The sequence below is a fragment of the Acidovorax sp. 69 genome (assembly GCF_002797445.1).
Taxonomy (GTDB): Bacteria; Pseudomonadota; Gammaproteobacteria; order Burkholderiales; family Burkholderiaceae_C; genus Acidovorax.
The window spans coordinates 1,280,350-1,305,446 of sequence record NZ_PGEP01000001.1 but is presented as its reverse complement, the minus strand read 5'-3'; the positions used below and the strand labels follow the sequence as shown (position 1 = coordinate 1,305,446).

Below are 25,097 nucleotides of genomic sequence, written 5' to 3'. Positions count from 1 at the left end.
GACCACCTACGACAGGAGGCAGCGCGGTCAAAGCGCGCTCACAATGGCCCTAGAGGCAGTCAATAGAGGTGCCTGCACTGGGCACTTGATGGGAGTGCATCGATTGCAGTGGTGTGTGAGAAATGCCAGTGAATGACACGGATCGCTAGCCCGAGCGAAGGTCATAGAGCAACCCTTTGTCGCTATGGCTATCGCACTGCAACCAAAAGCGCCGACTGCACTGTGTTTGCGAACGCGCCAATGATGAGAGGCGCCAGCGAAAAGATTTAGACGTGTCTCAGGAGAAGACACAGGAGCGCTCTGCGTGTGAGAGCGCCCGGGGCGCAATTGATGCTCCCATCACCGAACCTTGTCGCCACCTGTCGCGACAGGACGTTGGCGCCTTACACAACGAACGGAGAGAAGCGCCTCTCGGAGCGCCACTCCCCAACTCTTGCTTGGGAACAAGGATCAACGTACCCGGAGAGGACTTTGCTGGAGGAGAAGCCAACAATCGACTGAAGCGGGTGCCGTTTGAGCACGACTCCGAGTCCGAGTCGGTGATAGCCGAAAGCCCAAGAGACACACTCAAAAAAGCGGTAGGTTGAGTCAGTGCGCACTACCTCTTCTACTCCCGAAACCACGCTCTGCCCCCAACCTAGAACATTGAGCGCGATTGGTGCGCGAAGCCGAGCTAAATCGACTTGCACTTTTCGACCCTTCACCTATGGAACAAAGAATTGCTTACCTGCTTTGGTCGGTTTAGGCCCGGTTGTCGCATCATGAAGCGCAAGTATCCTTTTAATGACCGGCATGTTGTTCGCTGAGATGCCGAGATCTATAAAGCTCTTATCTAGCACCGAGGCACTAACAAGGGAGTCTTGACCAATATATTCGGCAGCCACGGAAATAATGATAAGCAGACCTTTACTCACCTGCAAGTCCTCAAGCTCCTTCAATATCTTCGTGCGAGACAGATGGGTCCCGAGCCTTTTTCTATTCCCTTGGGCAAATACACTTTTTGCAATCAACACATGAAATAACTTTTTCTTGTAATTTTCGGAAAACTCCATTGCAGAGAAGCATCTCTCCTTGAATAAATAATCGTCAAAACGTTCGAAAGTTCTTGGCCCTTTCGGATAACGGACCATAAAACCGCAGTAAACCTTGACCAACTCTCGAAGGCCAGCCCCACGATCCACTGTAAAGTGCGATATCGAAGCAGTTTTCTTTTGATAAAGCAAATTAAGCAGTTCATCGACAAGTTGGATAACCTGCTGCGCCCATGGCTCATCAAATGAAACCTGTCGGTTCGCTTCTTCCTGTTGTTGAGACGTTGGTGATTTACTCCCGCTCTTTGTCAAGAAATTATGGCGATCTCTGGGGAAGCGAGGATACCGGCCGGTTGAATCGTAACCAGCATACCCCATCCACCTCGCCAGATCGGGACCGGAAATTAGAAGATGCGATTTTTTTATGACATAAAAATCGAGCGAATATTTATCCCCTTGATGAATGATCGGGGTAATGAAGCAAGCAGTGGCTTCATAAGTAGGATCTCTCCATCGAGCCTCATCCTCAACGCCCGTGAAAGCTGAATGAAACTCAGGAGCAGAAGCAGAGCGCCTGAAATCCCAAAAACGCTGTTGCCATGACACTCCGGATTGCTTTATTGCCCTCAGGACTTCAGATCCGACACGCAACTGAAAAGCAGCGCCGTAATAATTCAAAGTGTACCCAGAGAAGTTACCATCTTCGGTCGCCAGAGCACCAAAGTCATCGTGCTTGAACGCATCTAACGCACGCCTTGAGGAATTGAGATAGGTTGCCGCCAGTGGCGCACCAATAGGCACTTCGATGTAGATCCAAATATCGAAGCGGATAGCTTCATCGATGAATTTTGACAGGTCAACGTCAAGAAAACTTGCAGCATCTTCGACAGTTACTGCCGACATCTTTTCCGCTGCGTCTACTGTAAAGCTACTTTTCATTTCTAGGGTTCTGGTGCTATTCGTCGAATTCTTAAGAATCAGTGAAGGAATTACGAGCGACCGTTAAGAACAACGCGCTCAATGCAATCCGATCACTTCTCTCAGCATGTTAGCCCCAATACTGTGAGTGGTTCACAGTAGACCGGGGCCACTCCACTTGTTCTTCAACAACAACGGTCCCCGCGACCCGTGGAGTTCCCATGCCATCAAGAATCCCCGTCCACATCGACGGCCAAGACTTTCCCAGCATCAACAAAGCCAGCCTCTTCTACCGAGAGATCCTGCACCGCCATCAGCCGGGCCAATCACTCTCAGATCCCGATCGGCACGAGATCAGGCGCCTGATTCACAGCGCACAGCAAACCCCTCAGCTTCCCGCATCTGACGCACAGATCAGCGTGATCCAGGGCAAGTACGGCCGCAATTGCTTTGCCATCCGCGACAAGGAACGGTCCCTGCAGACCATCTCTATCGTGCGCTCTGTGCGGCAATGCGTATGTACCACGGAAGGACCGTCATCAAACGTTCAGGAGCAGCCCACTGTGACTTGAGACCCGTTGGCAATGTCCTTCAAGGCCACCACGTGACCCTGAGGAGAGCGCTTCTCCTTCGATCCTAAATTTCTTCAGTCACATATCACCCCTGTGACCTGACCAACGTCTGCCCCTTGGCAGCGGTTCAACGCCCATAAAGCCCGGCAAGCTCATTGCGAGCTGCCGGGCCTTATGCCGTCCTGGTCGGAGTTCTCTACCTTTTTGCCTCTCGGTTCTGCGATCTGGCGCCCCCTCAGCCCCGTGTGTTCACGCACCCGGGGCTTTTGCTTTGGTGCTGCCGGTTTGTCTTTCTGTCTCGGTTCTCTGGTTCTTTCACCCGCATGTTCTTTCAAGGAGATTTCCATGCTCACCTGTCCCCAATGCCAATCCCCACGATTGGAGTCCCGCGATCTAGGTCGCAACACCGGCTGCGCTGTCGGCGCACTCGCAGGCGCTGCCAGCGGCGCAGCGAGTGCGCTGCGCGGCGCCCGACTGGGCGCTACTTTCGGCGCATTCGCCGGTCCTGCAGGGTCAGTCCTGGGTGGTCTCGCCGGTGCCGCCCTCGGTGGCTTGGTAGGCGGCGCCATCGGTTGCGAAGTCGGCAGCAAGATCGGTGAAGCCGTCGATCAGAACTGCCTCGCCAACTACCGCTGTCTAGAGTGCGGACATACCTTTCGCCCTCCACGTGACTGAGGTGCATGGGCGGTACTCGTCCTGCTGACTCCTCGGCCCCGCGCGTCCTTTCTCTCGTCCTCTCTCACTCCCCTGCCCGACAACTCCTCTTTGCTGTGTGCTCTTCGGAGTCCGCAGTGGCGCAGCCGTGGGTGGGTGGATTTCGTCTGGTCATTCTTTCGTTCGTTCTTTCGCTTTCTCGTTCTTTTTTCCATTTCTTCAAGGAGTATTTCAATGGCACATCTCGTTCAAACCATGGCCTATGTCGGTGAGACCCCTTGGCACAACCTGGGTCAGCAACTGCCCGCCAAACAACCCATCGATGTCTGGGCCCGTGAAGCGGGCATGGACTGGACCATCCGCGAGACCCCCGTGCGCTACATGGCTACGGAGTCCGTTGCTGGTTCCGGTTCTGGCACCGCGTCTTCTGTCTCAGACCTCTATGGCGAGCCCATGGAGTTCCCCGACCAGAAGGTGCTGTACCGAAGTGACACCAAGGCCCCACTGTCAGTGGTCAGTGCCCGCTACCAGGTCGTGCAGCCCAAGCAGGTGCTGGAGTTCTACCGGGATCTGACGGAAGTCTCTGGCTATGAACTGGAGACCGCCGGGGTCCTCAAGGCCGGGCGCAAGTTCTGGGCTTTGGCCCGCACGGGCAAGTCTTCTGCTTTGAAGGGCAACGATGTGGTCAATGGCTATCTGCTGTTGGCCACGTCCTGCGACGGGACGCTGGCCACCACGGCCACACCGACAACGGTGCGGGTGGTCTGCAACAACACCCTCTCGATTGCCCTGTCCGGAACATCGAGTGCAATCAAGGTGCCCCACAGCACCAGCTTTAATGCACAGGCGGTCAAGAAGCAGTTGGGGATTGCCGTCTCGCAATGGGACGGTTTCATGTACAGGATGAAGACCCTGTCCGAGCGCAAGGTCAAGAGCCATGAGTCCATGAACTACTTCCTCAAAGTGCTGTGCCAGACCGATGGTCATGCGGATGCGTCTGCAGGTCTGACCAATGAGCGTGCGCTCAAGAAAGTGCAGGCCATGTACGAGGGCCAGGGCCGAGGTGCCGAATTGGCAGCCGCCAAGGGCACGGCCTGGGGCCTGCTGTGCGCCGTCACCGAGTTCGTGGACCACGAGCGCCGGGCACGCAGTCAGGAGTATCGCCTGGACAGTGCCTGGTTTGGCCAGGGTGCCACTCTCAAGCAGCGGGCGCTGGAACAGGCATTGCAGTTGGCTTCGTGACAAGGTTTGCAGCCTTTGCAGTTCGTACAGCTTTATTTCATCCATTCACCGTCATCGCCCTTCACGGCATAGACCCCGGTTCCTTCAGTGGACCGGGGTCTTTTTTTTGGGGGCTATGGGGGTGTTCGTTACTTTTACATTCAAGGAGTCAGCATGGTTCAACCTGTTGTTTCACCGGTGGGGGTTTCCTCCACCAAACCCCGCCCTGCCCTTCGGCTGGTCAAGACCCAGGACCTGGATCGCGATCAGTGGTTGCAGGTGCGCAAGGGAGGCATTGGCAGTTCGGATGCTGCGGCTGCCGTCGGGCTCAATCCCTACCAGTCGCAGCTGGAGCTGTGGATGGAGAAGACCGGTCGTGCGCCTGTGGCCCCACCAGGCGATGGGGGTGCGGACGATCAGAGTCCTATGTACTGGGGATCTCTCCTGGAGCCCATCGTGGCAGCGCACTACACCCGCCGTACAGGCAACCGGGTACGGCGTATCAATGCGGTGCTGCAGCATCCCGAGCACCCCTGGATGCTGGCCAACATCGACCGGGAAGTGCTGGGGGCACCCGATGTCCAGTTGCTGGAATGCAAGACCGCAGGGATTCAGGGGGCCTGGCTCTGGCGGGATGGGGTGCCGGAGTATGTGCAGTTGCAGGTGCAGCACCAGTTGGCTGTCACGGGCAAGCAAGCTGCGGATGTCGCGGTGCTGCTCGGGGGGCAGGAGCTGCAGATTTTCCGGATCGAGCGGGATGAGGAGTTGATTGCCCAGCTCATCACCCTGGAACGGGAGTTCTGGGGCTATGTGGAGCGGGGTCAGGCGCCTCCGGCCGATGGGTCGGATTCGGCAGACCGGGCTTTGCGGGCGCTGTATCCCCGGGATACCGGAATCACGCTGGATCTGCGCGAAGACCTGGCCATGGGTGCAGTGTTCTCGGATCTGCTTGCAGTGCGCCAGGTGCTGGCCACCCAGTCGGCGCTGGAGGCGCAGCTCAAGCAATCCATCCAGCAGCGCATGGGTGATGCCTCGCGGGCGGTGTTCGATGGCGGGGAAGTGAGTTTCAAGCGCAGCAAGGATGGCAGCACGCTGGACACAGCGCGGCTGACCAAGGAGTTGCCGGAGATCGTGCAGGCCTACACGGTACCTAAGCCTGGGAGCAGGAGGTTCCTGGTGCAAACGTGAGGCGGGTTCATTTTTATTCCATGCATTACCCAGGACGGGCTTCATCGGCAACGGTGGGGCCCGTTCTGTTTGGGGGGTGCATTCATCACATTCAACAAGGAGATTCACATGCTCAAAGGTTTGGCTTTGTCACCGCCCGTGATCGGGCGCATTGCGATTGGGCGGGTGGTGGAGAAGAACGGGCGTCGCCTGCCAGAGAAGGACGATGAGTTCACGCTGACCAGCCAGGTACAGAACAAGGAGGGATGGGTGCTGCATCCGGTGGATGCCCAGTTGCGCAAGGAGCCGGGGGCCAAGCTGCGCAGCATTCCGGTGCGGTTGCTGTTCGATGACCCGGATCTGAGTCTGCGGGCGAACTACACCATGTTTGACCGGGCGACTGGTAGGCCTCTGTGTGTGGGGGATGGGGAGAGCTGCAAGCGGGTGACCCTGTCAGGGATGCAGTCCCTGCCCTGCCCTTCGCCTGCGGTGTGTGCTTTGGCACAGGATGGGAACTGCAAGCCGTATGGGCGGCTGCATGTGCGGGTGGAGGCGGCGGGGAATACCGAAACGGGTATGGAGGGCATGAGTGGCGATGAACTGGGCAGCTTTTTGTTCCGGACAACGGGGTTCAACAGCATCCGGACGCTGTCGGCCCGGCTGCGGTATCTGTTTGCGGTGTCGGGTGGATTGCTGGCGGGATTGCCCTTGGAGCTTCGACTGCGGGGCAAGTCCACGACGCTGTCACACCGCACGCCGATCTACTACGTGGATCTGACGCTGAGAGCGGGAAGCAGCTTGGCCCAGGTCGTGGCGTTGGCACGGCAGGAGCGGGAGCAGCAGGCTGCGCTGGGGCTGGATCAGGCGGCGCTGGATGAAGCAGCGCGGCAGGGTTTGGCGCTCGGGGAGTTCGAGGAGTCGGAGGAGGAAGGCGCGGGGGTCGTCGAGGAGTTCTATCCAGACGCGAGTGCGGATGGAGATAGTGGAGCAGCGCTAGCGCCTGCGCCCATCTCCCTGCGCGGCAAACTGCATCGCAAGCAGGAAGCACTGGGGGTACGTGCAACCGCAACGGGTGATCCAGGGGTTTCCCATGCGAGTGCCTGAAGGGCTGGTTCGGCGCTATGTCGTGGGCCTCGTAATGGAGACGGTGCCTTGCTATCGCAGTGAGCCGGATTCAGAACCAGGCGCCAAAGTGTTGCCGGGGATTTTGGTGAGGCATCGAGCACCACCCCATCGCACGGGGGCAGTGGTGCTGCAGCAGGCGGTGGCCTTGCTCACTGGAGAGCGCGTTGCCGTGCCCCCAGTGACCAGTGCAGCTGGGGTACTACGCCATGCGCAGCGGCTCTTGCCGGGGTTCCAGGCTCAGCTCGTCTGGGAACAGGCACATTCGGACTTGCTGGCGCTGTGCCACGCGGCCCTTCACGGTGGAGGTCTGGCACTGCTGCTCTGGCAGTCGATTGCCAGGGAGATGCAAGGAGCTCCTCGCCGGCCCTGCCCTCCTCCTCAATGGATGCTCGTGGTCGGTGTGGAAGGGCCTTGGAGGCCGGTGGGGGACGGATCAGGCAACGCAGTGTGCACGAACGCGTCCGGACTCCTCGTCCTGGATGCCCAGGTGCATCCTGGCTGGGGGTTGGGGCACAACCAGCGTCTGGTCCCTGGGGGCAACCCACACCATGAGGCAGCCATGCGGGTGTCGGAGTTTCGTGCAGTGTGGTCGGCGCGTACGTTGGAGGGCAACCTGGACTGCGGGATCGTCCTCTCGGCGATCGTACTGTCACCCGGCAAGGGCCAGTGCTCCCAGTGATCCGGGGGAGCTCAGCCAGTGCATCCGCACTGGCAGGCTCTAATTCAGGGCCGCTCAGGCAATCGCAAAGGGCGTGCGGTCCTTGCCCGCAATCCACTGGGGCGGCTTGCCCCGGCCGGACCAGGTGGCACCGGTAGCAGGATCCCGGTACTTGGCGGCGACCTTCTTGGGCTGGGGCTTCCAGGGGAAGACTTGCTGGGCCGTGAAGCCGAATTCCTGAACGAGTTGCAGGACGGTTTGGAGGGCCTGCTCGGACTCGGCCTTCCTGACGTTGGCGATTTGTTCGTCGAGGAGTTTTTTCTGGGCGAGGAGTTCGGCGTAGCTGGACATGGGGGTGCGTTGGGAGTGAGTGCTGGAGTGCTGGAGTGTTGTGATTGGGTCCAAGGAGGACCCTTTAGGCACAGGAAGCACTCTACGCGAACCGGAGCCCAGGAATGCTCAGTTGGCAGTTGCAACGGGGGGAGTCGTGGATTCTTGGGTGTCGCCCTGGCGCCAAACCTGCAGGTTGGCGTATTCCCGGCCGCAACCGGTGCAACGCAGGGCTTCGGTGTAGCGCATGACTCCGGCGTCATCGCGTGCGAGCACGCGGTGGTAGCTGGTGGCACCACAGTAGCCGCAGCAGTTCCTGGCGGTGGACGGGTTCGTCGAGATGGAGGCGCTCAGGTTCTTCACTCAGGGGATCTGTTCTTGTTGGGGGTCTTCATTGCGTGCGCTTGGGATCGTACCAAGGCAACGGAATTTGTGCAGGTCCACGGGGGAAGCTGGTCACGGGCAGGGATGTTCTCGCTCCATATGGAACATCTCACACGGTAGCGGCTGAGCTGCGGCAAAGATCTCGCAGCCACTTCCCCATCCCTGCCCGTTCAGCAATCGGTCAACCGATGGTCTTTGGTTGGCGTTCAATTGATGCATTTGCATCACATATCATTTACTAACAGAGAGGGAGTTTTATGCAATCCATGGGAAGAAGGGTGCAGCTTACGCGCAGCCTGGTGGCGGGTTCGTTGGTGGCGTTGGGTGTGGTCGGCGTGCTGGCCGGTTGCCAACGCAAGGAGGCCGAGGCGCCGGAGTTGCCGGTGCAGACGGTTTCCGGGTTTCTGGAGATCGCAGGGGTGCTGGATCGCCGGGGTGAGCAGGGGGCGGTGTTCGAGGTCAGTCCGGAGACGGGGGATCTCGTGGCGTTTGTGTTCGATCCGAAGGGTCCTCTGGGACAGCGGCTGTTGTCGAAGTGTGTGCGGGATATGCCGTGTCTGGTGGAGGGGGTACGCGCCAGGCCGCTGGACAGTCAGGCACCGGCCACGAAGGTTCTCACCGAGCTGGGGTTCAGAGTGTCGCCGTCCGCCTGGTTGGGAATGATCGATGCGGGCCCTGCCCGGGTGGAGTCGGCACTCGAAGAGCCAGAGATGCAGGTCAAGACCAGGTTTGGGGTGGTGGCTGTACAGGAAGGGGATTCTTCGGTTGTTTTGAACGGGCAACCCGTTCTACCAGCCCAGGAGGACTCTGTGGGCATCGTGCGCCACGCCCCGGTGGGTGGAGAAGATGTGCTGTTGCTGCAAAGCGGATCGGGGACCGCCTGCCCTGCCCTGTTCCAGGTGCTGGCGGTATCCGCCCAGGGGGTACAGGTGTCGCCGAAGTTTGGGTCCTGCTCGGACCGGGTGTTTGCGGTGGTCGAGGAGAAGCGGAACCAGGCGCCCAGGCTGTCCATCCGGATGCTGGGGTTTGCAGGGCCGTTCGAGCCAGAGGAAGAGCAGCGCAAGGCGGCTCAGAAGCTGGTGGAGTTTGTCTACCAGCAGGGGGCGCTCACGCGGGACGGTAAGCCGGTGACTTCGCAATGAAGGGGCTGGTCCCTTCCCTCTCGACCGCAGGCTCACGCTTTGGCGGGAGTCTTTCTGGCGGTTTTGCGCGCGGGCTTGATCGCTTGCTCTGGAGGTTTGAGCAGTGTCCAGGGCTCTACCCCCAGGGCCTGCGCCAGGCGCTCGATGTTGGCCAGGGCGATGTTCCAGCGGCAGCGCTCAACCGCCGAGACATAGGTGCGGTCGAGTTCGCACTCGTGAGCCAGACGCTCTTGGGACCAGCCTTTTTCTACACGCAGTAGCCGAATCCAGTACGCGAGGACTTCGCGCACGTTGCCTGGGTCGGGCAGATGGGTCGGGGGCGTGGGTTTGGCAGACACCGCAGGAGGATGCGGTTTTGCCTTCTTTGCATCTACGGAGTTTGCTTCACTTATGAAGCTCCTCCATGTGAGAACAGGGATTTTTTAGTGCTTCAACTTTAGGAGGAATTGCCATGAAGCGGGTTGCTTGGGGTCGTTGGGTGTTGGTGGGGTATTTCTTGATCGGGCTGCTGTATGCGGTCTATGCGAACAACTGGGGGGATGAGCCCTACCGGAGTTTTGCCTACCACCTGGGTCAGGGGCTGGTGTGGCCGGTGGTGGTCTTGCCGGGTCTGGGCAAGTTCATCGGGGGCTTGCTGATCGTGGCCATGGTGGCGTTCGTGATGGCCAGTTGAGGCAGGGAAGGAGCAAGCGCCATGGCGTTTCTAGCCCAACTGATTCTGGGGTGTTTGATGGTCTACCTGTTCTTCGACACGCTGGGCTTCTGGTTCGGTCTGGGAGTGATCGTGCTGTGGCTGCTGATTGGGATGGCCAACAGTGGCAAGCGGTGAGGTGATTTGAGCGGGTAGGCAGTGCAATGAGCGCAACTGGGAGGCTGGATGCGCGCTTTTTTACACAAGGAGGAGATATGCGATCAGGGATGACTAGAGCAGAGGTAGTGGGTCTATCAAGCTGGACCCGTGGGCCCAGGAGTGCAATCACAGCTGTCACCTTGGGTGCTGCACTGGCTTTGGCCGGGTGTTCTGGCTCCAAGACCGAAAGGATGATGGTCAAGGGCTGTACCGATGGGGGTAGCAGCAAGAAAACCTGTCAGTGCGCGGTGGACAAGATGGGCGAGCGCTACGACCTCAAGAACCTGGATGAGTTTGCGGAGAGCCGAGGGGGGATTCCGCTGCAGACGCTGCAGGCAGATTTTGTGAAGGCTTTGGTCGAGTGTGTGCAGAAACACGGACGCTGATATGGCGCGGAAAGGATTTAGGCAATGAAGACAGCGAAGAATAACCAGGATCAAGGTCTTGGGCTGGTAGCACAGCCAGAGGGACCAAAGCGGAGCGTCCGCCCTGCCCTTTTGTGGGCTGGCAGCCTGTTGTGCGCGGCACTGACGCAAGGCGCATGGGCGCAGTCACCGCAACCACAGACGTCAGCCTGCGTGCGGCCGCTGAGCAAGGAGGTGAAGAACCGCACAGTGTTTGTGGGCACACGGGTATTTGACACGGCTGTGCCGTACGAGGACACCAAGCCCAAGATGATCCTGATGAAGGGATTCACCTTGCGGGTGGTGGGACGGTTTCAGGAGTGGGTGCAGTTGAAGGGGGTCAATGACACGGAGTTCGGTCCGGACTCGACCCTCGGGTGGGTTCACGAATCAGAGCTCGTCAAGGTGAACATGGAGTTGTGCAGGCTGGGGTGAAGCCTGGCGACTGTGGCGTTGGCCACGACTGTGAAAGGGGACTGGGCTGTGGCCTGGTCCCCTTTTTGTGGGGGATCCTTTTTTGGTCCAAGCAGATGTGAACGCGGCTTGCGTGCGGCACTCGGGCTAGTCGCATCCATAAAGCAAGGACACCCAGTGACGTGATTTGTTTGGACGGGATGATACGAATGAGTGCAGCTGAGCAAATGGCCTATACGGCTACTTCAGGCTGGTTGCTGCCGGTGCGGCTGGGGCCGCCCATCGATGGCGGTTGCCAATACCCGACATTGGCCGAAGTCTGCCGCGAGGACCCACTGTTGCTTCAAAAGCTCTCTTCGAAGGACGGTTGGCTCCAGGTCGGCGGCCGCGACTGGCGAACGGCGGCCCGCCCGCTGCGAAGCGTGATCCTCTCCCTATGCGGCCGAGCGCTACAGGAAAGCAGCATTTAAATGCCTTTGTCTACTCACGGTGTTAAAGCTCGTTTGCGTCACGCGATGACGCCTCACTGAGGCGCACTACCGTCGTGGAGCGGATAGCACCGGTACAGATCCAGCTCATGCGCGCTCGCCCCGAACAACGGAGTTGGAAATTGAACGAGAATTGCTCACTGCTTGCTGAGGCACTCCGCTGTGATGCTTCCGTTGAATTGACCGCTGACTTTAAATCCAGATGATTCACTACGCCGACGCCAAGATAACGGAAGCATTCAACTCCATGCTCCGCACCGACTACATATCGCTGAACGATACAGAGCGGCTGGGTCTTCTCGCAAAGTACTACGTCGATTACTTTGGCCTCATCCCAGAGGTGTTGTCCGACACCGACCAACTGATCGTCGGCCGACGTGGAACTGGCAAGACGACGCTCTTTTACCGAGCATTCGTAGGATGTATGCAATCCTGGCGGAACGATCATCCAGAACACATCGCTCCCAAACAAAGGACGCTAGGCATCTATGTGGATCTGAGTAAGTGCCAATACATCGAGGATGTCGCTGATACAGATTTTGTAGCGTTTGAGCATGCTTTTGTCAGTGATGTCTGCGACGCTATTACGGAGCAACTTACTCGTTTCTGGCCTGCTTTGGCTCAAGAGCCAGGATACTTCTCCAAATTGTTCAAGGCAGCCGAGAGCAACCAAGTCGCCGAAGTAAGGGGTGTCCTTGATGGCATTGCACGACTGTTGCGCGAAGGCCTACCGCGAGTGATTGATCGTTCCTCCGCGGTCGACTTTAAGGAGTCGTCTGGGTCGACGCAGACAAAGGGCGCTGAGCTCGGAGCAACATTCAGCGAGGGTGATCCATCAATCGCAGCAAAGCTGAATGAGGGGCGTACAGAGTCGCGTGCAAGCGAGCGCTCGTACACCACGCGAACCAGCTATCGACTCACTGTTGCCGACATTCTTCGCATTCTTGGCGATTTACGAGAGAAGGCCGGGATATCTGCGACGTACTTATTCATAGATGAGTTCTCCGCGCTCTCGACGGACTTGCAGCGCCGATTTTCTACTCTCTTGAAGAAGCTGTTGGGCTCTCACGCTGGCGTGTTTATCAAGCTGAGCGCCATCACCGACAAGTACGCCCTGGGAAGTGCCATCATTTTGCAGCGTGACTTGTTTGAGCTTTCACTAGACCTCGACGCATTTGTCGAACGATCCCATTCACTTAATGATGCAATGGAGGGATTGGCGGATTACTCTGAAAAGATTGTTCGCTCTCGTCTTTCTGCCTACTCCTGTCCTCCACCCGATGAGATCTTTGAGGAACCCGGAGAGACGTACGCCCTCCTGAGCAAGTCTGCGATGGGGGTCCCGCGAACTCTTGGCATTGTGCTGAAGCAGAGTTGGAGTCGATCGCGACAAGGTAGTGCGCGCAAGATTCGTAAATCCGACATCAGTTTTGGAATCCGCTACGCCTCGACCGCGTACCTGAACCAACTTCTAGGCGCAGCGAGAGATGGCGTCGCGATACCGTCGTTTCACGAAGACATGTGGAACGCGTTGCTTACGCGTGCGCAGGCAGAAAAAACAAAGGTGCCTGACGTGGCGGCAAGTCACTTTCTGATCTTGGTTCGGAACGAGCAAATGCTATCGATGTTGAACATGTTCTTTCTAGTCCATTTGTTGACGAAAGGACGCACAACGAAAAAGGAGCGGTCATCGCGGAACTTGTACTGCTTCGATTTTGGAGTGTGCGAGGAGAACAACCTCGGATTTACGACTGACAAGAACGTGATAAGGCAGCAGCGCTTTGCGTATGACGATGCGCTTACCCGATTTGAGAAGTACTTCGGAGTGACCGCAGAAGCGACATTCCGGTGTCCACAATGCGGCACGATATATGCGGAAAGCGAACTCATAGTTGCAGGGACACAGCTGATGTTTTGTCCGAGAGATAGAGCTGATCTGGTCAGCCAACAATCGGCTGATTCGAGACTCCAGTACACCGAAGAAGAGACCAAGATCATCGGTTCCATACGTTCAGCAGCTCGCGAAGACCAAGTTTTTGCCAGACAGATTGCCGATGATGTTGGCTGCTACGTGCAGAAGGTTGCCAAATTCGGCGAGCGCTTAGAAAAGGTCGGTGTTGTCAAGCGCGAGACTCACCCGACGGAAAACAAGCTTTTCTATTACGGCGGTAGTACCAGTGGGTCTCCTGAAACGAGTGGAACTTAAATTTAAAGTAGCCGAGGAGAGATCACGGAAGCTGCCGGGCGTCTTGCGCTCCATGTCGAGGTTGTCCGCCCCTTCCAGTCATTCGCGTATCTGCAGGTCAGCGCGGCTCAATGACCGCCTTGGAGCGAGGACCGCAAGCTCGGCCCTCACCGTCGAACGGCCGCAACCGCTGCAGAGTCGACCTCGAGCGTGGGAGCTCCCCCACTCTTAGGCCCTCGCTACCGGCACATCCTCCCACCGCGTCGTGTACTGCGGCGTGCGCCTCTCCTGCTTCATCCCCCAGTCCTTGCCCTTGTTGCTGCCGCCCGTGGCACCCGAATGCACGGTGCCCTTGCCATACCGCTGGTTGAGAGCATCCAGCGCCACCATCAGCTGCGTGCGATCCCGGTGGTCTTCATCCTCCAGATCCAGCTCGCCCTGCAGCACGTTTCCGGGCATCAGGTCCAGCAACATCACCCCGGCCTTGGCCATCTTGTAGCCAGGCTCATACATGCGGCGCATGCCGGCAGCTGCCGCCCACACCAGCTTGCCGGTGTCGGCCGTAGGCCGGCGCAGGGGCACCACCACCGACTTGTTGAAGCGCGGGCCGGGGCGGAAGGGGGAGGTGTGGCAGAACACCAGCAGCTGGCTGGCCAGACTGCCTTGCTTGCGCAGCTTCTCGGCCGCACGGCTGGCGAACTCGCTCACAGCCTCCACCAGCGGCGGCAGCTCGGTCACCGCCTGGCCGAACGAGCGCGTGCAGGCAATCTCTCTCTTGGGCTCGGGCGCGTCATCCAGCTCGATGCACTGCATTCCCTGCAGCTCGCGCACTGTGCGCTCCAGCACCACGCTCCAGCGCCTGCGTACCATGGCCGGGTCCAGCCGGGCCAGGTCCAGGACGGTATGCACTCCACACTGATGCAGCTGCGCGCCGATCTTGCGGCCCACACCCCAGACTTCTTCCACCAGCGTGCTGGCCAGCACGTCGTCCAGGTCCTGGGCAGGAAGTGCGGTCAGGTTGCACACCTGGGCCAGCTCGGCGGGATAGCTCCCCGGTTTGCGCTCGGCCGTCTTGGCGATGTGGTTGGCCAGCTTCGCCAACGTCTTAGTGTGACCAATGCCGATACCGCAGGGGATGCCCGCCCATTGGTGGATGCGCGCACGGATGGCGTGGCTGCGGGTGGTCAGGTCGCCCCGCATGCCCTGCAGGCCGATGAACGACTCATCGATGCTGTAGATCTCCTGCGAGGGGCCCAGGCCCGCCGCCAGGCTCATCATCCGGTTGCTCATGTCGCCGTACAGGGTGAAGTTGGCGCTCAAGGCCACCAGGCCGTGGGTCTCTTCCATGTGCCGTATCTGGAACCACGGCGCCCCCATCTTGATGCCTAGGGCCTTGGCCTCATTGCTGCGAGCGATGGCGCAGCCGTCGTTGTTGCTCAGCACCACCACCGGGCGGCTGTTCAGGCTGGGACGGAACACCCGCTCGCAGCTCACGTAAAAATTGTTGCCATCCACCAGCGCGTACATGCTGGCCTCCGTCCATCAGATCAGGTGAGAAACAACTTCACGCACCCACTCACCACACCCCACACCTCAATGGTCTGGCTGTCGCGGGGGATGATGTCGGGATAGGTGGGGTTGGCCGCACGCAGCTTGATGCGGCCGGCGCGCTGGTGCAGATACTTCACGGTGCATTCGCCGTCCACAATGGCCACGACGATGCTGTTGTGCTTGGGCTTGATCGCCCGGTCCACCGCGATGATGCTGCCGTCCTCAATTCCAGCGTCCCGCATCGAGTCGCCCCGCACGCGCCAGAAGTAGGTAGCCTGGGGATGCTTCACCAAGAGCTTCATGATGTCCAGCCGCTCCACCACAAAGTCATCGGCAGGCGATGGAAACCCCGCACGCACGCTCACCCCGCACAGGGGCAAGGCCAGCGACTGCGCCGCCGTGTCGTACGGCACAGGGAGCGGGGAATTCCAAAGACTGTACATATTTACAGTATAGCTCCCTGCTGCCAGAATGTTGCCATGTGTACCTACTACGAGGTCCCAAGCCGTGAGCAGCTGGTGCTGCACTTCGGCGACGTGCCCGAGGAAGAGTGGCGGGACAAGATGAGCCCGCTGTACCGGGGACCGTTCCTGCGGGCCAAGGGCGAAGCTGGGCGAGAACTCGTGGTGGGACAGTGGGGCATGATCCCGCCACACTCCAAGACGCACATCCCCACCGGCAAGGACGGCAAACGCCTGAGCACCGTCAACGCCCGGCGCGAAGGGATGGCCAAGTCATGGACCTACGGCGGTCCTTGGCGCAAGGGGCAGCGCTGCATCATCCCCGCCCAGCTGTACGTCGAGCCCTACTGGGGCACTGGCAAGCACATCCCTTGGCAGTTTGAGCGCGCCGATGGCGAGCCCTGGGGCTTGGCGGGCCTGTGGAGTGAGTGGACCGACCCGGCCACGGGCGAGATGGTGCTCAGCTACACCATGATCACGCAGAACTGCGACGACGTGCCAGTGCTCAACCTCATGCACCGGCCTGACCCCAAGCGCGCGCCCGACATGCAGGACAAGCGCACTGTGGTGCCGCTGGAAAAGGGGGACTGGGATACCTGGCTGCGCGGCGCCATTGAGCAGGCGGAGGAACTCATCAAGGTGCCGGCGCTGGACCTGTTTGTGAATCGAGCGAAGGATCCGGCACAGCAGGTAGCGTTACCTGTCGAGTCAGCGTAACGCATGAAAAATCCCTCGCCCTTTGGCGAATTCAGCGCCATGGAACATGGTAGACGAACCGCTTGAGTTGGATTGAAGTAGTGGCGGGACTCCCCAGGGGGTTGCACTTCGCGCAGTGTGGGTGCTGCTATGGGGCGTGTTAACTGAACTGCAGGGGCGGCCAGCCAGATCGGGCTCCCTTTGGGGAGGACTGTCTGTTGGTGGCCCATCTATGCAAGCAGCTGTAAAACCCTGCGGGATCCGAGCATTCAGGCCCGAGGTGAGAGACGAACGGTGCTCCAATCAGGCTCCGTTTTGTTCGACCCGAATGCTCTTTCTGTGAATCGTTTGTTCTCTTGGCCAGCCCGTGTGCACCTAGCAGCTGTGCTGGCCCTGCCTCTTGCCAGTGTTGCTCTCCCCAATCTCTCCTGGGCACGGTTTCCGCAGTTCGACAGTGCAGCGCTGCTCACGCCAGAGCCCACTTCGTTTGCAGGGTGCCCGCAGTTCTTTGCGAACGGCACGCCCCCCGCCATCACGCCCCGGCCGCAGCTGCGCGAGCTTTGTTATGAATCGTTTGCGGTACTGCATTCCGGAACCACCAAGACGCCGGTGTTCGTAGCCCAGCGGCTGAATCGACAGTTGCTCGAAGGAGCCAACGAGAAACGGGCCAAACGGTTCTTCGCGGACGCGCGGCTCCCAAGTGGCGAGCGGGCGGAGTTGGAGGACTACAAGAACTCAGGTTACTCCCGAGGCCACATGGCGCCTGCTGGAGATATGGCCACGCCCACTTCCATGGCCCAGAGCTTCAGTCTGGCGAACATGGTTCCGCAGAACGCTCAGCACAACGGGGGCGCCTGGAACAAGATCGAGCAGGACGCGCGGCACTATGCGAAGCGGGCCAAGGGGGATGTGTTTGTGATCACGGGACCCGTGTTCACGGATGCGGGGCCGCGCATTGGCGCCAATGGGGTGAAGGTACCGACCTATCTGTACAAGCTGGTGTACGACGCGAGCACCCAAAGAGCCTGGGCGCATTGGCAGGAGAACCGCGAGGGGGAGATGGTGGATCGGCCGATCAGCTATCAGGAGCTGGTGAAAAGGACCGGAGTGGAGTTAATGCCGGTAGCAACTGTTCGGCACTGATTGCAGCCCTATGGCGTCGATTCCGAAAAGCGCTCACACCGAGTCGGCCGGCATCATTACTTGAGTCGCGACGGGGAGCCCACAACATGGCGTGCTGGGCAATGGTGAATGCAGCTAGGTCTTAGACGTTCTATGGGCTCCAACAATGCCCAAACAGATGTAAGAATAAACAATGCGCCATGGCATACCAGATGGCATACCGCACAGGGCAAAAAACAAAAAACCCCAAGTGAATCAATCACTTGGGGTCATGTACTGGCGGAGAGGGTGGGATTCGAACCCACGGTAGTATTGCTACTACGCCTGATTTCGAGTCAGGCAAAATTTATGTTTCACAGTGTTGATTGCCACTGCTAGAATCAATACAAATCAACAACTTACGGAATTTAACTGGATGCGCAAACAGTATTAGTGTTGATTGATATTCCTCAAAATTGGGGATTTTTGGCTACATGGTGGCTACATGGAATCGCCATGTAGCCAAACCGACCGGAGCAATCAGCATGGCACGCCCCAAGAAGACCGATGCGCCAGATCTTGCTGAGCGCATCAACCTGACCGCTGGCGCAATCGAGCGTTTGGCTTGCCCTGATGGCAAGCAACAGGCATTCATGCGCGACAGCGAAGCGCCCGGCCTGCGCGTGCGTGTGACCGCTGCGGGCGCCAAGTCTTTTGTGTACGAGGCCAAGCTGAACCGCCAAACCATCCGCCGCACGATTGGCGATGTGAAACTGTGGAGCATTGAACAGGCCAGAACCGAAGCCCGTCGCCTTGCTGTGGTGCTGGACAACGGGCAAGACCCGCGAGAGATTGAACGCCAGAAACAGGCAGAAAAGGCCGCAGAGAAAGCCGCCGCCGCTGCCAAGGCCGTGACCGTGGGTGAGGTGTGGGCTGTCTACCTCGAAGCCCGCCAACCGCGCTGGGGAGAACGTCACTACAAGGAACATCTTTTGTTGGTGAAGCCTGGCGGAGTGGCATCCAACCGGGCCGCCGGTGGCGTGACCGCCCCAGGAATACTGCACCCGCTCATGGCCATGCCGCTGCGCCACCTGAAAGCGCCTGTTATTGAAGCATGGGCCGAACGCGAGGCGCAGACCCGCCCTGCAGCAGCCCGGCTTGCATGGCGCTGCCTGAAAGCCTTTCTGAGGTGGTGCGCAGAGCAGCCGGTATATGCGACGGTGCTCTCCAGCGCCAACCCCGCCAAGACAAATAAGGCCCGCGAGAGTTTGGGTAAAGCCGGGGTGAAGCAGGACGCGCTATTGAAAGAGCAACTGCCTACATGGTTTGCCGCCGTGCGCCAGCAACAAAACCCAGTGATTGCCGCCTATCTGCAAACCCTGCTGCTGACCGGTGCGCGGGCTGGCGAAGTGCTCGGCCTGCGGTGGGATGACATCAATACAAAGTGGCGCGGACTGACCATTCGAGACAAGGTAGAGGGCACCCGCGTCATCCCTTTGACGCCTTACGTGTGGAGCCTGTTGGCCGCACTACCTCGCCGCAATGGGTTTGTTTTTTCCAGCACTACGGCCGCTGGTGGGTGCATCGTCATACCCCGCAATCCACACCACGACGCTTGCGCAGTGGCGGGAATCGACGACCTAACTATTCATGGCCTTCGCCGCAGTTTCAAGAGCTTGACCGAATGGCTGGAAATACCTGCTGGTGTGGTGGCTCAAATCATGGGCCACAAGCCGAGCGCTACGGCAGAGAAGCACTACACCGTGCGCCCCCTGGACCTGCTGCGCATGCACCATGAGCGTATCGAGGCATGGATTCTGGAACAAGCCGGAGTGACGTTCGACAGCGCCAGCGAGCCGAGCAAGCTGCGTGCAGTTTTGTAACGTATAATTCACAAGCTCCATGTTTGAAGTTCAAACCTATCTGAACCCCAACGGGCAAGATCCTTACTCGCAATGGTTGGGAGGTTTGGCAGACCGACAAGCGCGGGCGCGTGTGCTGGTGCGAGTAAATCGCATGGCCGCTGGAAACTTTGGAGACTGCAAGCCCATTGCCGAGGGTGTGTGGGAGTTACGCATTGACTGGGGACCGGGCTACCGCGTGTATTACGCCCAGGCCGGAAAGCGCCTTGTGCTGCTGCTAGCCGGTGGTGACAAGCGCACCCAGCAAGCCGACATTGCCACCGCACTTGCGAACTGGCACGACTGGCAACAGCGAAGGAAAACGACATGAACACAGCCAAAACACCCGCAAGCCGCTCGCATGATGCAGCTGTTGTGGAGATGCTCAACGCAGACCCCGAATTTGCCAACGAGTACCTGGCCGCTGCGTTGGATGAGGCCGAAGAGCCGGGAGGCCAAGTCGCACTGCTGGCCGCGCTGCGCCATGTCGCCGAGGCCCAAGGAATGGCGGCAGTCGCAGAGCGCGCAGGGATGCCCCGCGAGAGCCTTTACCGTGCGCTGGGCCCCAAGGGAAACCCCACCATCAAAACCCTTTTGGCCGTACTCGGGGCTGCTGGCCTGCATTTGGCCGTGACGCGACAAGACAGCGCGCAAGCCCAATAGCTTCGCCCCACCTTCCGGCCGAAAGCCAGTTCCTCCCGCTGGCCATCTGAGGCTCTGGACTATCGGGAGAGTATTCAGGAGGACGAACAATGACGGCCCAGGAACCTCAGTACACGCGCGCTGTTTTCGAGGGACTGCTCGATACTCTCGATGTAGTGCTGACAAAGACCGGGAAATGGCATGTGCCCGATAGCACGGTGCGCGGGAACTACGACATCCGAGATGACGGCGTTTGGCTACGCAAGAACGATGTAGTAGACGCCTTGAACTGGACTCCTGTTTGCGACCTAGAAGAAGGCTTTGAGAGCCCGGACCCACTCGCAACGCCTGCCCTTCCGTTCCCCTTCACGGCGCGGCAGCTTGCAGCCTTTATGCTGGGTGGCTGGGGCTGGCATCTTGGCGAGCGATTCTCGGATGGCACTGGCGTGCTCAATGCTGAGGTCGTACCGTTGCTTTTGAGCGGACAGCTGGACGCTAAGCTGCGTGAGTCCATCACGTCAGCTTTCAGTGAACTCCACAGTGCGCAACTGCGTGCCCCCAGCCCTGACCCCGAAATTTGGCTTTCGCTCGCTAGAGCAAACGAGGAATTGGACACCGCCGAAACTGCGGCCGAGGCCGCGAACGACTGGACAGACAAAAGCCAGCCGGGAGAAGTCCAGGAAAAACGGCGCTTGGCGTACTTAGCCGCAGTGAACCCGTATCGCCAAAAAGCACGCGAAGCCGAATCCGCTCACAACGACGCGCAGGACAAATGGCGCAAAGCCATCGTAAGAGATTTGTTAAAGCCTCACCAAGTTAACACCGCGCCCATGGCGACTGATCGCGCCAGCATTGCGCCGGGCAATGTCAAGGTCTGGACAGATGAAAAATTGGCTGAGATGAAGGCTTTTCGGGACAAGCACGGCACCAAAAAGACCGCCGAACGTTTCGGCGTTTCAACGCAATTGATTCGACGGAAACTGCCGAGCGAAAAGCACAAGCCGCAGGGCTACAGCGCCTTCACGCAGCGCCTCAAATAGAGGCGAGGGGTTGCGCTTTGGGTTGCGCCTACCGCTTTGAAACCCGCATGAAATAAGGCTTTTGGCCCCGCAAAGGGGGTTGCGCCATTGACCGCAAAGGGGGTTGCGCCCGAATAGTCCAGAACCATGTTTCACCAACCCAATGGGTTCACACATGGCAGCAAAGACTATTCAACTCACACCGCTGGCGCTGGAAACGCGCTCAGCACTCCCGACACCCGAGGCTGCAGGACACCTGAACCGAGCACAACAGACGCTTCGCATTTGGGCCTGCCGCGAGGATGGACCAATCCGTCCCCTCCGCATCAACGGCCGCCTGGCCTGGCCAGTGTCGGAACTGCGCCGTGTGCTAGGGGTAGCGTAATGGTCGACGCTATCAACCACCTCCTGCTACGGATCTGGTGCGGAGCACCTTCTCGCTGGTTTCGTAAGGAGCCCCGCACATGAACGCGCTCAACTCCACAGTCGAGTTTATTGGGGCGATCCAGGCAAGCCTGGGCCACGCACCTCAACACCTAGAGCCGGGTCGCTTCTGCCGTTTTGGTCCGAAAAAATCAGGTTGGGCCAAACTGTTCTCCGATGGTTTGGGGGGCGTCTTTGGCGACTACCGCCAAAACACCAGCAGCCGCTGGAGCGCCCACCAACCCCAGCACCAGTCTCCCGCTGAGCTGGCTGCGATGCGCCAGCACATTGCACAGGCCGCCCGCGAGCGCGAAGCGGACGAACGGATCCAGTGGAACAAGAACGCCGAGCGCAATGCCCGCTTATGGAAGGCATCCGCCCCCGCTGGTGCTTCGGTTCGAAATTACCTAGCGCAGCGCGGCCTGGGCGACTGGGCTATCCCATCCTGCATCCGTCAGCACTCCGGCTTGGCGTACTGGCACACCGACGATGACGGGGTCCTGCAGGAGTTGGGACGCTTCCCGGCCATGCTGGCGCCCATCGTGCGCGACGGAAATCTGCTCGCCATCCACCGTACCTATCTGGCTGGGGGCAAGAAGGCAGACGTTCCAACGCCCAAGAAGTTGACGGCAGCATCAGCGTCATTGGCTGGCGCCTGCATTCCCTTGGCCGCTCCTCGTGGTGGCGTACTGGGCATCGCAGAGGGTATCGAAACCGCCGCGGCCGCGTCATTGGGCTCGGGCCTGCCCGTGGTCGCCGCCTACTGTGCCAATGCCCTCAGCGGCTTTCACTGGCCCCGTGGCATCGACCGCCTGGTGATCTTTGCAGACAACGATCCCGCAGGCCAACAAGCTGCCGCCGCGCTGGCGCAACGTGCCAACAAGGCCGGAATCAACAACAAGACGTTGACACCATCGCGCCCCGGCGCCGACTGGGCCGACGTGTGGCTGGAGGGTAAGTAATGAACAGCGACTTCAACATCCTGGCCGACGCGGCAGACGACGACGGCCTCGACAACCACCGCAACGCGCCCCGACCTGATCCCGCTTGCCTTTATGGCCTGGTGGGCGACGTGGCCCGCGCAGGCAGCGACACCACCGAAGCCAACCCCTACGCTATCGCCGCAAACTTTATCGCCTTCATGGGATGCTCCGTGGGACGTGGGCCGTACATGCCCATCGGCAACACCTGGCACCACGCACGCATGTTCATGCTGCATATTGGCCGCTCGGGCCGTGGCCGCAAGGGTGATGCGGTATCGCTGATCGGCCGGATCGAACACTCCCTCAAGGCCTTGAGCAAGGACGCCACGCCACAAGTGCACCGTGGTGGCCTGTCATCCCGTGAGGGCCTGGTGTACCTGATCCACGATGGCTACACCGAGGGCAAAACCGAAGTGGAGGCCATCCTCGACAAGCGCCTTCTGGTGATCGAAAGCGAGTTCGCCAACATCCTGCACCAAGGCAAACGCGAAGGGAATACGTTGTCGACGGCGCTGCGCGACTGCTGGGACGGCGTGAGCATGAAACCAGCGACCAAGAGCAGCCGCCTTTGGGCGACTGACCCGCATATCGCACTGGTGGGTGCTGTAACGCCTTCTGAGTTGCTGGGCCTCATGGCATCAAGGGAACTCACGAACGGCTTTGCCAACCGCTTTTTGATGTTTTGGGCTGAACGCACCAAGATGCTGGCCTTCCCCCGCGCCGCGCGCCAGGAGGATGTGGACGCCCTTGCAGCGCGCGTGCTGGAGGTGTTGCAGTTCTGCCGGGCCGAGCGCTGGGCCGACAAGGACAAGATGCGCGTGGAGTTGTCGCCAGACGCCCGCAAGCGCTACGAGGTGCTGTATCACAGCGAGCTGAACGACAACTCTGCAGGCGAACGCATCACAGCATTGATTGAGCGCCGTGCCCCCATGCTGCTGCGCCTGGCCATGCTGTTCGCCCTGTGCGACCTGACCACCATGGTGGAGGTGCGTCACATCAATGCGGCGCTGGCCTGGGTGCGCTACAGCGTGGACTCCATCAAGTTCGTTTTTGGCAGCGCAGCCGACGAAGTGGAAGTTGCCGAGACAAACGAAACGGCCCAAAAGATCGTGGACTTTCTGACCGCGCACCAGCGCGTGACGCGCAAGCAGATCACGGTGGATTGTTTCAAGGGCCATGTGAACAAAAACCGCATTGATGCGGCGCTCGACGAGCTGTTGTCCTGCAACCCGCCACTCGTTACCGTACAGGAGAATCGCAGCGGCGCAGGCCGACCGACCAAGTTCTACGAATTGGCTGCGAACAAAGTGAACTATGCGAACAACAAGCAACCACGCGGGTTTGCGGCAGATGTTGGACTTCACGAACAAAGCGAAGTAAGCGAACAAAGCCACCCCTACCCGGCGTTAGTTCGCCAAGTTCGCATAGTTAGCGATGCCTCAAAAACACCTGAAACCCTTGCCAGCCTTGATTCTTCGCTTACTTCGCATAGTTCGCAGGCCGTTTCTGAAAGCGAGGAATTCTGATGCCCGTCTTCGCCCTCTACCTGGCGCTGCACCACGCTGGCCTGACCCTGGAAACCGACGGCCACAAGCTGACGGCGACGCCTGCCAATCGCCTGAACGATGAGCTTCGTGCGGGCATCCGGCAGCACAAGCCCGCCCTGATTGAGCTACTCCAATCGGCGCACCACACCACGGGCCGTTTGCTGGACTGGGTGGTTGACCTTGACCCCGACACCAGCGCCGCGACGGCCCTCCGGTTCCGCAGCGCATCTCTGGATTTGGATGACACGGCACGGGTCAGCCAAGCATCGATTGACGCTGGGACGCAAACGCCTCAACAGAAAGCACAACATGACCCCACCGAATAAAGACGGGAAGAAAACGGCGGAACGTGGCCCGTCCGGTCGCTTTGCTAAAGGCAATCGGGCCTCTCCTGGCCGCCCCGCCGGGCGCGGCAAGGTGGCCGAGTTGCGTGATAAGTTGGCGCAAGACCTGGATCAGATCATCGATGTGCTGCGCACGCAGGCACTGGCGGGCGACCCGCAGGCCATCCGCATCTTGCTGGACCGCGTGCTGCCGAGCCTGCGGCCTATGGAATTGCCGACCCCGCTGGACATGCCCAAGGGAAACCTGGCGCAGCAGGCGCATGCCGTGGTTCAGGCCACCGCTCTTGGCGACATTGCACCGGGTCAAGCCGCACAGATCATCGCTGCGCTCGGTGGCGTGGCAAAAATCGTCGAGAGCACCGAGCTGGTGGCGCGCATTGAGGTATTGGAGAAAAAGCATGGCAAGTCTTGAGCGGCGCATCGAAGTGTTGGAGGTCGCCACGCGCCCGGTGGAACCGCCGCGCATCACGGTCACATTCGTTTCGCCTTCGCGCGGCACCGTCAGTGCCAGACTCTGGGATGGCGAAATACTGCAACGCCAAGACAACGGGACCGAGGCGCAGTTTCTAGATCGCTTGCAGCACATCGAGGCGACCTATGACGAAACTTGAAAATCGGGTGGCCAAGATGGAAAAGGCGACAGCCCATGTAGACCTTGATTCCATGACCGACGAGGAGCTGCACGCTTATGCAGGCAAGTTTCCGATGTTCTCAAAAGAAATGTACGCCGCCGTGTTAACGCTAGTGGGTCGGCGCCCCAGTGCATTTCCAGTGGTTCATGACGATCCTGAACGCGGCCGATAAAAGGGGCGAGCATGGCGTCCATCCAATCTCGTATTGCCAATATGGAGCAAGCCGCCAGTTGACCGACGCAGAACGTGCGGTC

Annotated in this window: 29 protein-coding genes; 22 read left to right on the top strand and 7 right to left on the bottom strand. The window is 59.5% G+C overall.

The features are described from left to right. Positions 1-704 precede the first annotated feature (704 nt). On the bottom strand, positions 705-1,970 hold the full coding sequence (locus CLU85_RS06055) for a hypothetical protein (RefSeq protein WP_157803922.1): 1,266 nt from the start codon (positions 1,968-1,970) through the stop codon (positions 705-707). 200 nt (positions 1,971-2,170) lie between these two features. On the opposite strand from CLU85_RS06055, the gene CLU85_RS06050 reads away from it, so the two are divergent. The 4 genes from CLU85_RS06050 (at position 2,171) to CLU85_RS06030 (ending at position 6,667) form a co-directional block, all read left to right on the top strand. Further along, positions 2,171-2,521: a hypothetical protein gene (locus tag CLU85_RS06050; protein ID WP_100409503.1), complete on the top strand. Its 351-nt coding sequence runs from the start codon at positions 2,171-2,173 to the stop codon at positions 2,519-2,521. A gap of 888 nt (positions 2,522-3,409) precedes the next feature. Beyond that, a complete protein-coding gene (locus CLU85_RS06040) occupies positions 3,410-4,417 on the top strand; it encodes a DUF932 domain-containing protein (protein ID WP_100409501.1) in 1,008 nt (335 codons plus the stop codon). Positions 4,418-4,570: 153 nt separating this feature from the next. Beyond that, entirely contained in the window at positions 4,571-5,584 is a 1,014-nt protein-coding gene (locus tag CLU85_RS06035) for a YqaJ viral recombinase family protein (protein ID WP_100409500.1), read from the top strand. A 108-nt stretch (positions 5,585-5,692) separates the two neighbouring features. Next, positions 5,693-6,667, top strand: coding sequence for a phage capsid protein (locus tag CLU85_RS06030; protein WP_100409499.1), 975 nt, complete (start codon positions 5,693-5,695; stop codon positions 6,665-6,667). 220 nt (positions 6,668-6,887) lie between these two features. Here the strand turns inward: CLU85_RS06030 and CLU85_RS22905 are convergent, their stop codons facing one another. From CLU85_RS22905 to CLU85_RS06015, 3 genes are all read right to left on the bottom strand, one after another. After that, positions 6,888-7,037, bottom strand: a complete 150-nt coding sequence (locus CLU85_RS22905; RefSeq protein ID WP_157803921.1) for a hypothetical protein — start codon at positions 7,035-7,037, stop codon at positions 6,888-6,890. A 384-nt stretch (positions 7,038-7,421) separates the two neighbouring features. Then, entirely contained in the window at positions 7,422-7,697 is a 276-nt protein-coding gene (locus tag CLU85_RS06020; protein WP_100409497.1) for an H-NS family nucleoid-associated regulatory protein, read from the bottom strand. Between the two features lie 108 nt (positions 7,698-7,805). Further along, entirely contained in the window at positions 7,806-8,039 is a 234-nt protein-coding gene (locus tag CLU85_RS06015; RefSeq protein WP_100409496.1) for a hypothetical protein, read from the bottom strand. A gap of 278 nt (positions 8,040-8,317) precedes the next feature. Here CLU85_RS06015 and CLU85_RS06010 point away from each other — a divergent pair, with 278 nt between their 5' ends. Beyond that, positions 8,318-9,202, top strand: coding sequence for a hypothetical protein (locus tag CLU85_RS06010; protein ID WP_157803920.1), 885 nt, complete (start codon positions 8,318-8,320; stop codon positions 9,200-9,202). Positions 9,203-9,234: 32 nt separating this feature from the next. On the opposite strand, the gene CLU85_RS06005 is transcribed toward CLU85_RS06010, so the two are convergent. Beyond that, positions 9,235-9,540: a helix-turn-helix domain-containing protein gene (locus CLU85_RS06005; protein WP_100409494.1), complete on the bottom strand. Its 306-nt coding sequence runs from the start codon at positions 9,538-9,540 to the stop codon at positions 9,235-9,237. Positions 9,541-9,653: 113 nt separating this feature from the next. Here CLU85_RS06005 and CLU85_RS06000 point away from each other — a divergent pair, with 113 nt between their 5' ends. The 5 genes from CLU85_RS06000 (at position 9,654) to CLU85_RS05980 (ending at position 13,564) form a co-directional block, all read left to right on the top strand. Further along, positions 9,654-9,875 carry a hypothetical protein gene (locus CLU85_RS06000; protein ID WP_100409493.1) on the top strand — a complete coding sequence of 74 codons (222 nt, stop codon included), beginning with the start codon at positions 9,654-9,656 and terminating at the stop codon, positions 9,873-9,875. Positions 9,876-9,896: 21 nt separating this feature from the next. Beyond that, positions 9,897-10,031, top strand: a complete 135-nt coding sequence (locus CLU85_RS23515) for a hypothetical protein (protein WP_255409637.1) — start codon at positions 9,897-9,899, stop codon at positions 10,029-10,031. A gap of 161 nt (positions 10,032-10,192) precedes the next feature. Continuing rightward, complete coding sequence (locus CLU85_RS05995; protein WP_156779127.1) at positions 10,193-10,438, top strand: hypothetical protein; 246 nt, start codon at positions 10,193-10,195, stop codon at positions 10,436-10,438. Positions 10,439-10,651: 213 nt separating this feature from the next. Next, positions 10,652-10,891: a hypothetical protein gene (locus CLU85_RS22900; RefSeq protein ID WP_157803919.1), complete on the top strand. Its 240-nt coding sequence runs from the start codon at positions 10,652-10,654 to the stop codon at positions 10,889-10,891. Between the two features lie 714 nt (positions 10,892-11,605). Beyond that, positions 11,606-13,564, top strand: coding sequence for a hypothetical protein (locus CLU85_RS05980; protein ID WP_157803918.1), 1,959 nt, complete (start codon positions 11,606-11,608; stop codon positions 13,562-13,564). Between the two features lie 207 nt (positions 13,565-13,771). On the opposite strand, the gene CLU85_RS05975 is transcribed toward CLU85_RS05980, so the two are convergent. After that, positions 13,772-15,070 carry a Y-family DNA polymerase gene (locus CLU85_RS05975; RefSeq protein ID WP_100409489.1) on the bottom strand — a complete coding sequence of 433 codons (1,299 nt, stop codon included), beginning with the start codon at positions 15,068-15,070 and terminating at the stop codon, positions 13,772-13,774. 20 nt (positions 15,071-15,090) lie between these two features. Next, on the bottom strand, positions 15,091-15,537 hold the full coding sequence (locus CLU85_RS05970) for a LexA family transcriptional regulator (protein WP_100409488.1): 447 nt from the start codon (positions 15,535-15,537) through the stop codon (positions 15,091-15,093). Positions 15,538-15,573: 36 nt separating this feature from the next. Here CLU85_RS05970 and CLU85_RS05965 point away from each other — a divergent pair, with 36 nt between their 5' ends. From CLU85_RS05965 to CLU85_RS05905, 12 genes are all read left to right on the top strand, one after another. Next, positions 15,574-16,272 carry an SOS response-associated peptidase gene (locus CLU85_RS05965; protein WP_100409487.1) on the top strand — a complete coding sequence of 233 codons (699 nt, stop codon included), beginning with the start codon at positions 15,574-15,576 and terminating at the stop codon, positions 16,270-16,272. Positions 16,273-16,566: 294 nt separating this feature from the next. Further along, positions 16,567-17,394 carry a DNA/RNA non-specific endonuclease gene (locus CLU85_RS05960; RefSeq protein ID WP_232727741.1) on the top strand — a complete coding sequence of 276 codons (828 nt, stop codon included), beginning with the start codon at positions 16,567-16,569 and terminating at the stop codon, positions 17,392-17,394. Positions 17,395-17,897: 503 nt separating this feature from the next. Beyond that, positions 17,898-19,235 carry an integrase family protein gene (locus tag CLU85_RS05955; protein WP_100409485.1) on the top strand — a complete coding sequence of 446 codons (1,338 nt, stop codon included), beginning with the start codon at positions 17,898-17,900 and terminating at the stop codon, positions 19,233-19,235. A gap of 19 nt (positions 19,236-19,254) precedes the next feature. Further along, the gene (locus tag CLU85_RS05950; RefSeq protein WP_100409484.1) at positions 19,255-19,584 is read left to right on the top strand and encodes a type II toxin-antitoxin system RelE/ParE family toxin; all 330 of its coding nucleotides are present in this window, start codon (positions 19,255-19,257) and stop codon (positions 19,582-19,584) included. Further along, positions 19,581-19,916, top strand: coding sequence for an addiction module antidote protein (locus tag CLU85_RS05945; protein WP_100409483.1), 336 nt, complete (start codon positions 19,581-19,583; stop codon positions 19,914-19,916). Before CLU85_RS05950 ends, CLU85_RS05945 begins: the two co-directional genes overlap by 4 nt. Positions 19,917-20,005: 89 nt before the next feature. Then, the gene (locus tag CLU85_RS05940) at positions 20,006-20,935 is read left to right on the top strand and encodes a hypothetical protein (RefSeq protein WP_100409482.1); all 930 of its coding nucleotides are present in this window, start codon (positions 20,006-20,008) and stop codon (positions 20,933-20,935) included. Between the two features lie 443 nt (positions 20,936-21,378). After that, positions 21,379-22,299: a toprim domain-containing protein gene (locus tag CLU85_RS05930; RefSeq protein ID WP_100409481.1), complete on the top strand. Its 921-nt coding sequence runs from the start codon at positions 21,379-21,381 to the stop codon at positions 22,297-22,299. Continuing rightward, entirely contained in the window at positions 22,299-23,846 is a 1,548-nt protein-coding gene (locus CLU85_RS05925; protein ID WP_232727740.1) for a DUF3987 domain-containing protein, read from the top strand. The genes CLU85_RS05930 and CLU85_RS05925 overlap by 1 nt, the downstream gene beginning before the upstream one ends. After that, complete coding sequence (locus tag CLU85_RS05920; RefSeq protein WP_100409480.1) at positions 23,846-24,193, top strand: hypothetical protein; 348 nt, start codon at positions 23,846-23,848, stop codon at positions 24,191-24,193. The genes CLU85_RS05925 and CLU85_RS05920 overlap by 1 nt, the downstream gene beginning before the upstream one ends. Continuing rightward, complete coding sequence (locus CLU85_RS05915; protein WP_157803917.1) at positions 24,177-24,623, top strand: hypothetical protein; 447 nt, start codon at positions 24,177-24,179, stop codon at positions 24,621-24,623. The genes CLU85_RS05920 and CLU85_RS05915 overlap by 17 nt, the downstream gene beginning before the upstream one ends. Next, on the top strand, positions 24,610-24,822 hold the full coding sequence (locus CLU85_RS05910; protein ID WP_100409478.1) for a hypothetical protein: 213 nt from the start codon (positions 24,610-24,612) through the stop codon (positions 24,820-24,822). Before CLU85_RS05915 ends, CLU85_RS05910 begins: the two co-directional genes overlap by 14 nt. Beyond that, entirely contained in the window at positions 24,809-25,015 is a 207-nt protein-coding gene (locus tag CLU85_RS05905; RefSeq protein WP_157803916.1) for a hypothetical protein, read from the top strand. Before CLU85_RS05910 ends, CLU85_RS05905 begins: the two co-directional genes overlap by 14 nt. The last annotated feature ends 82 nt before the right edge of the window (positions 25,016-25,097 follow it).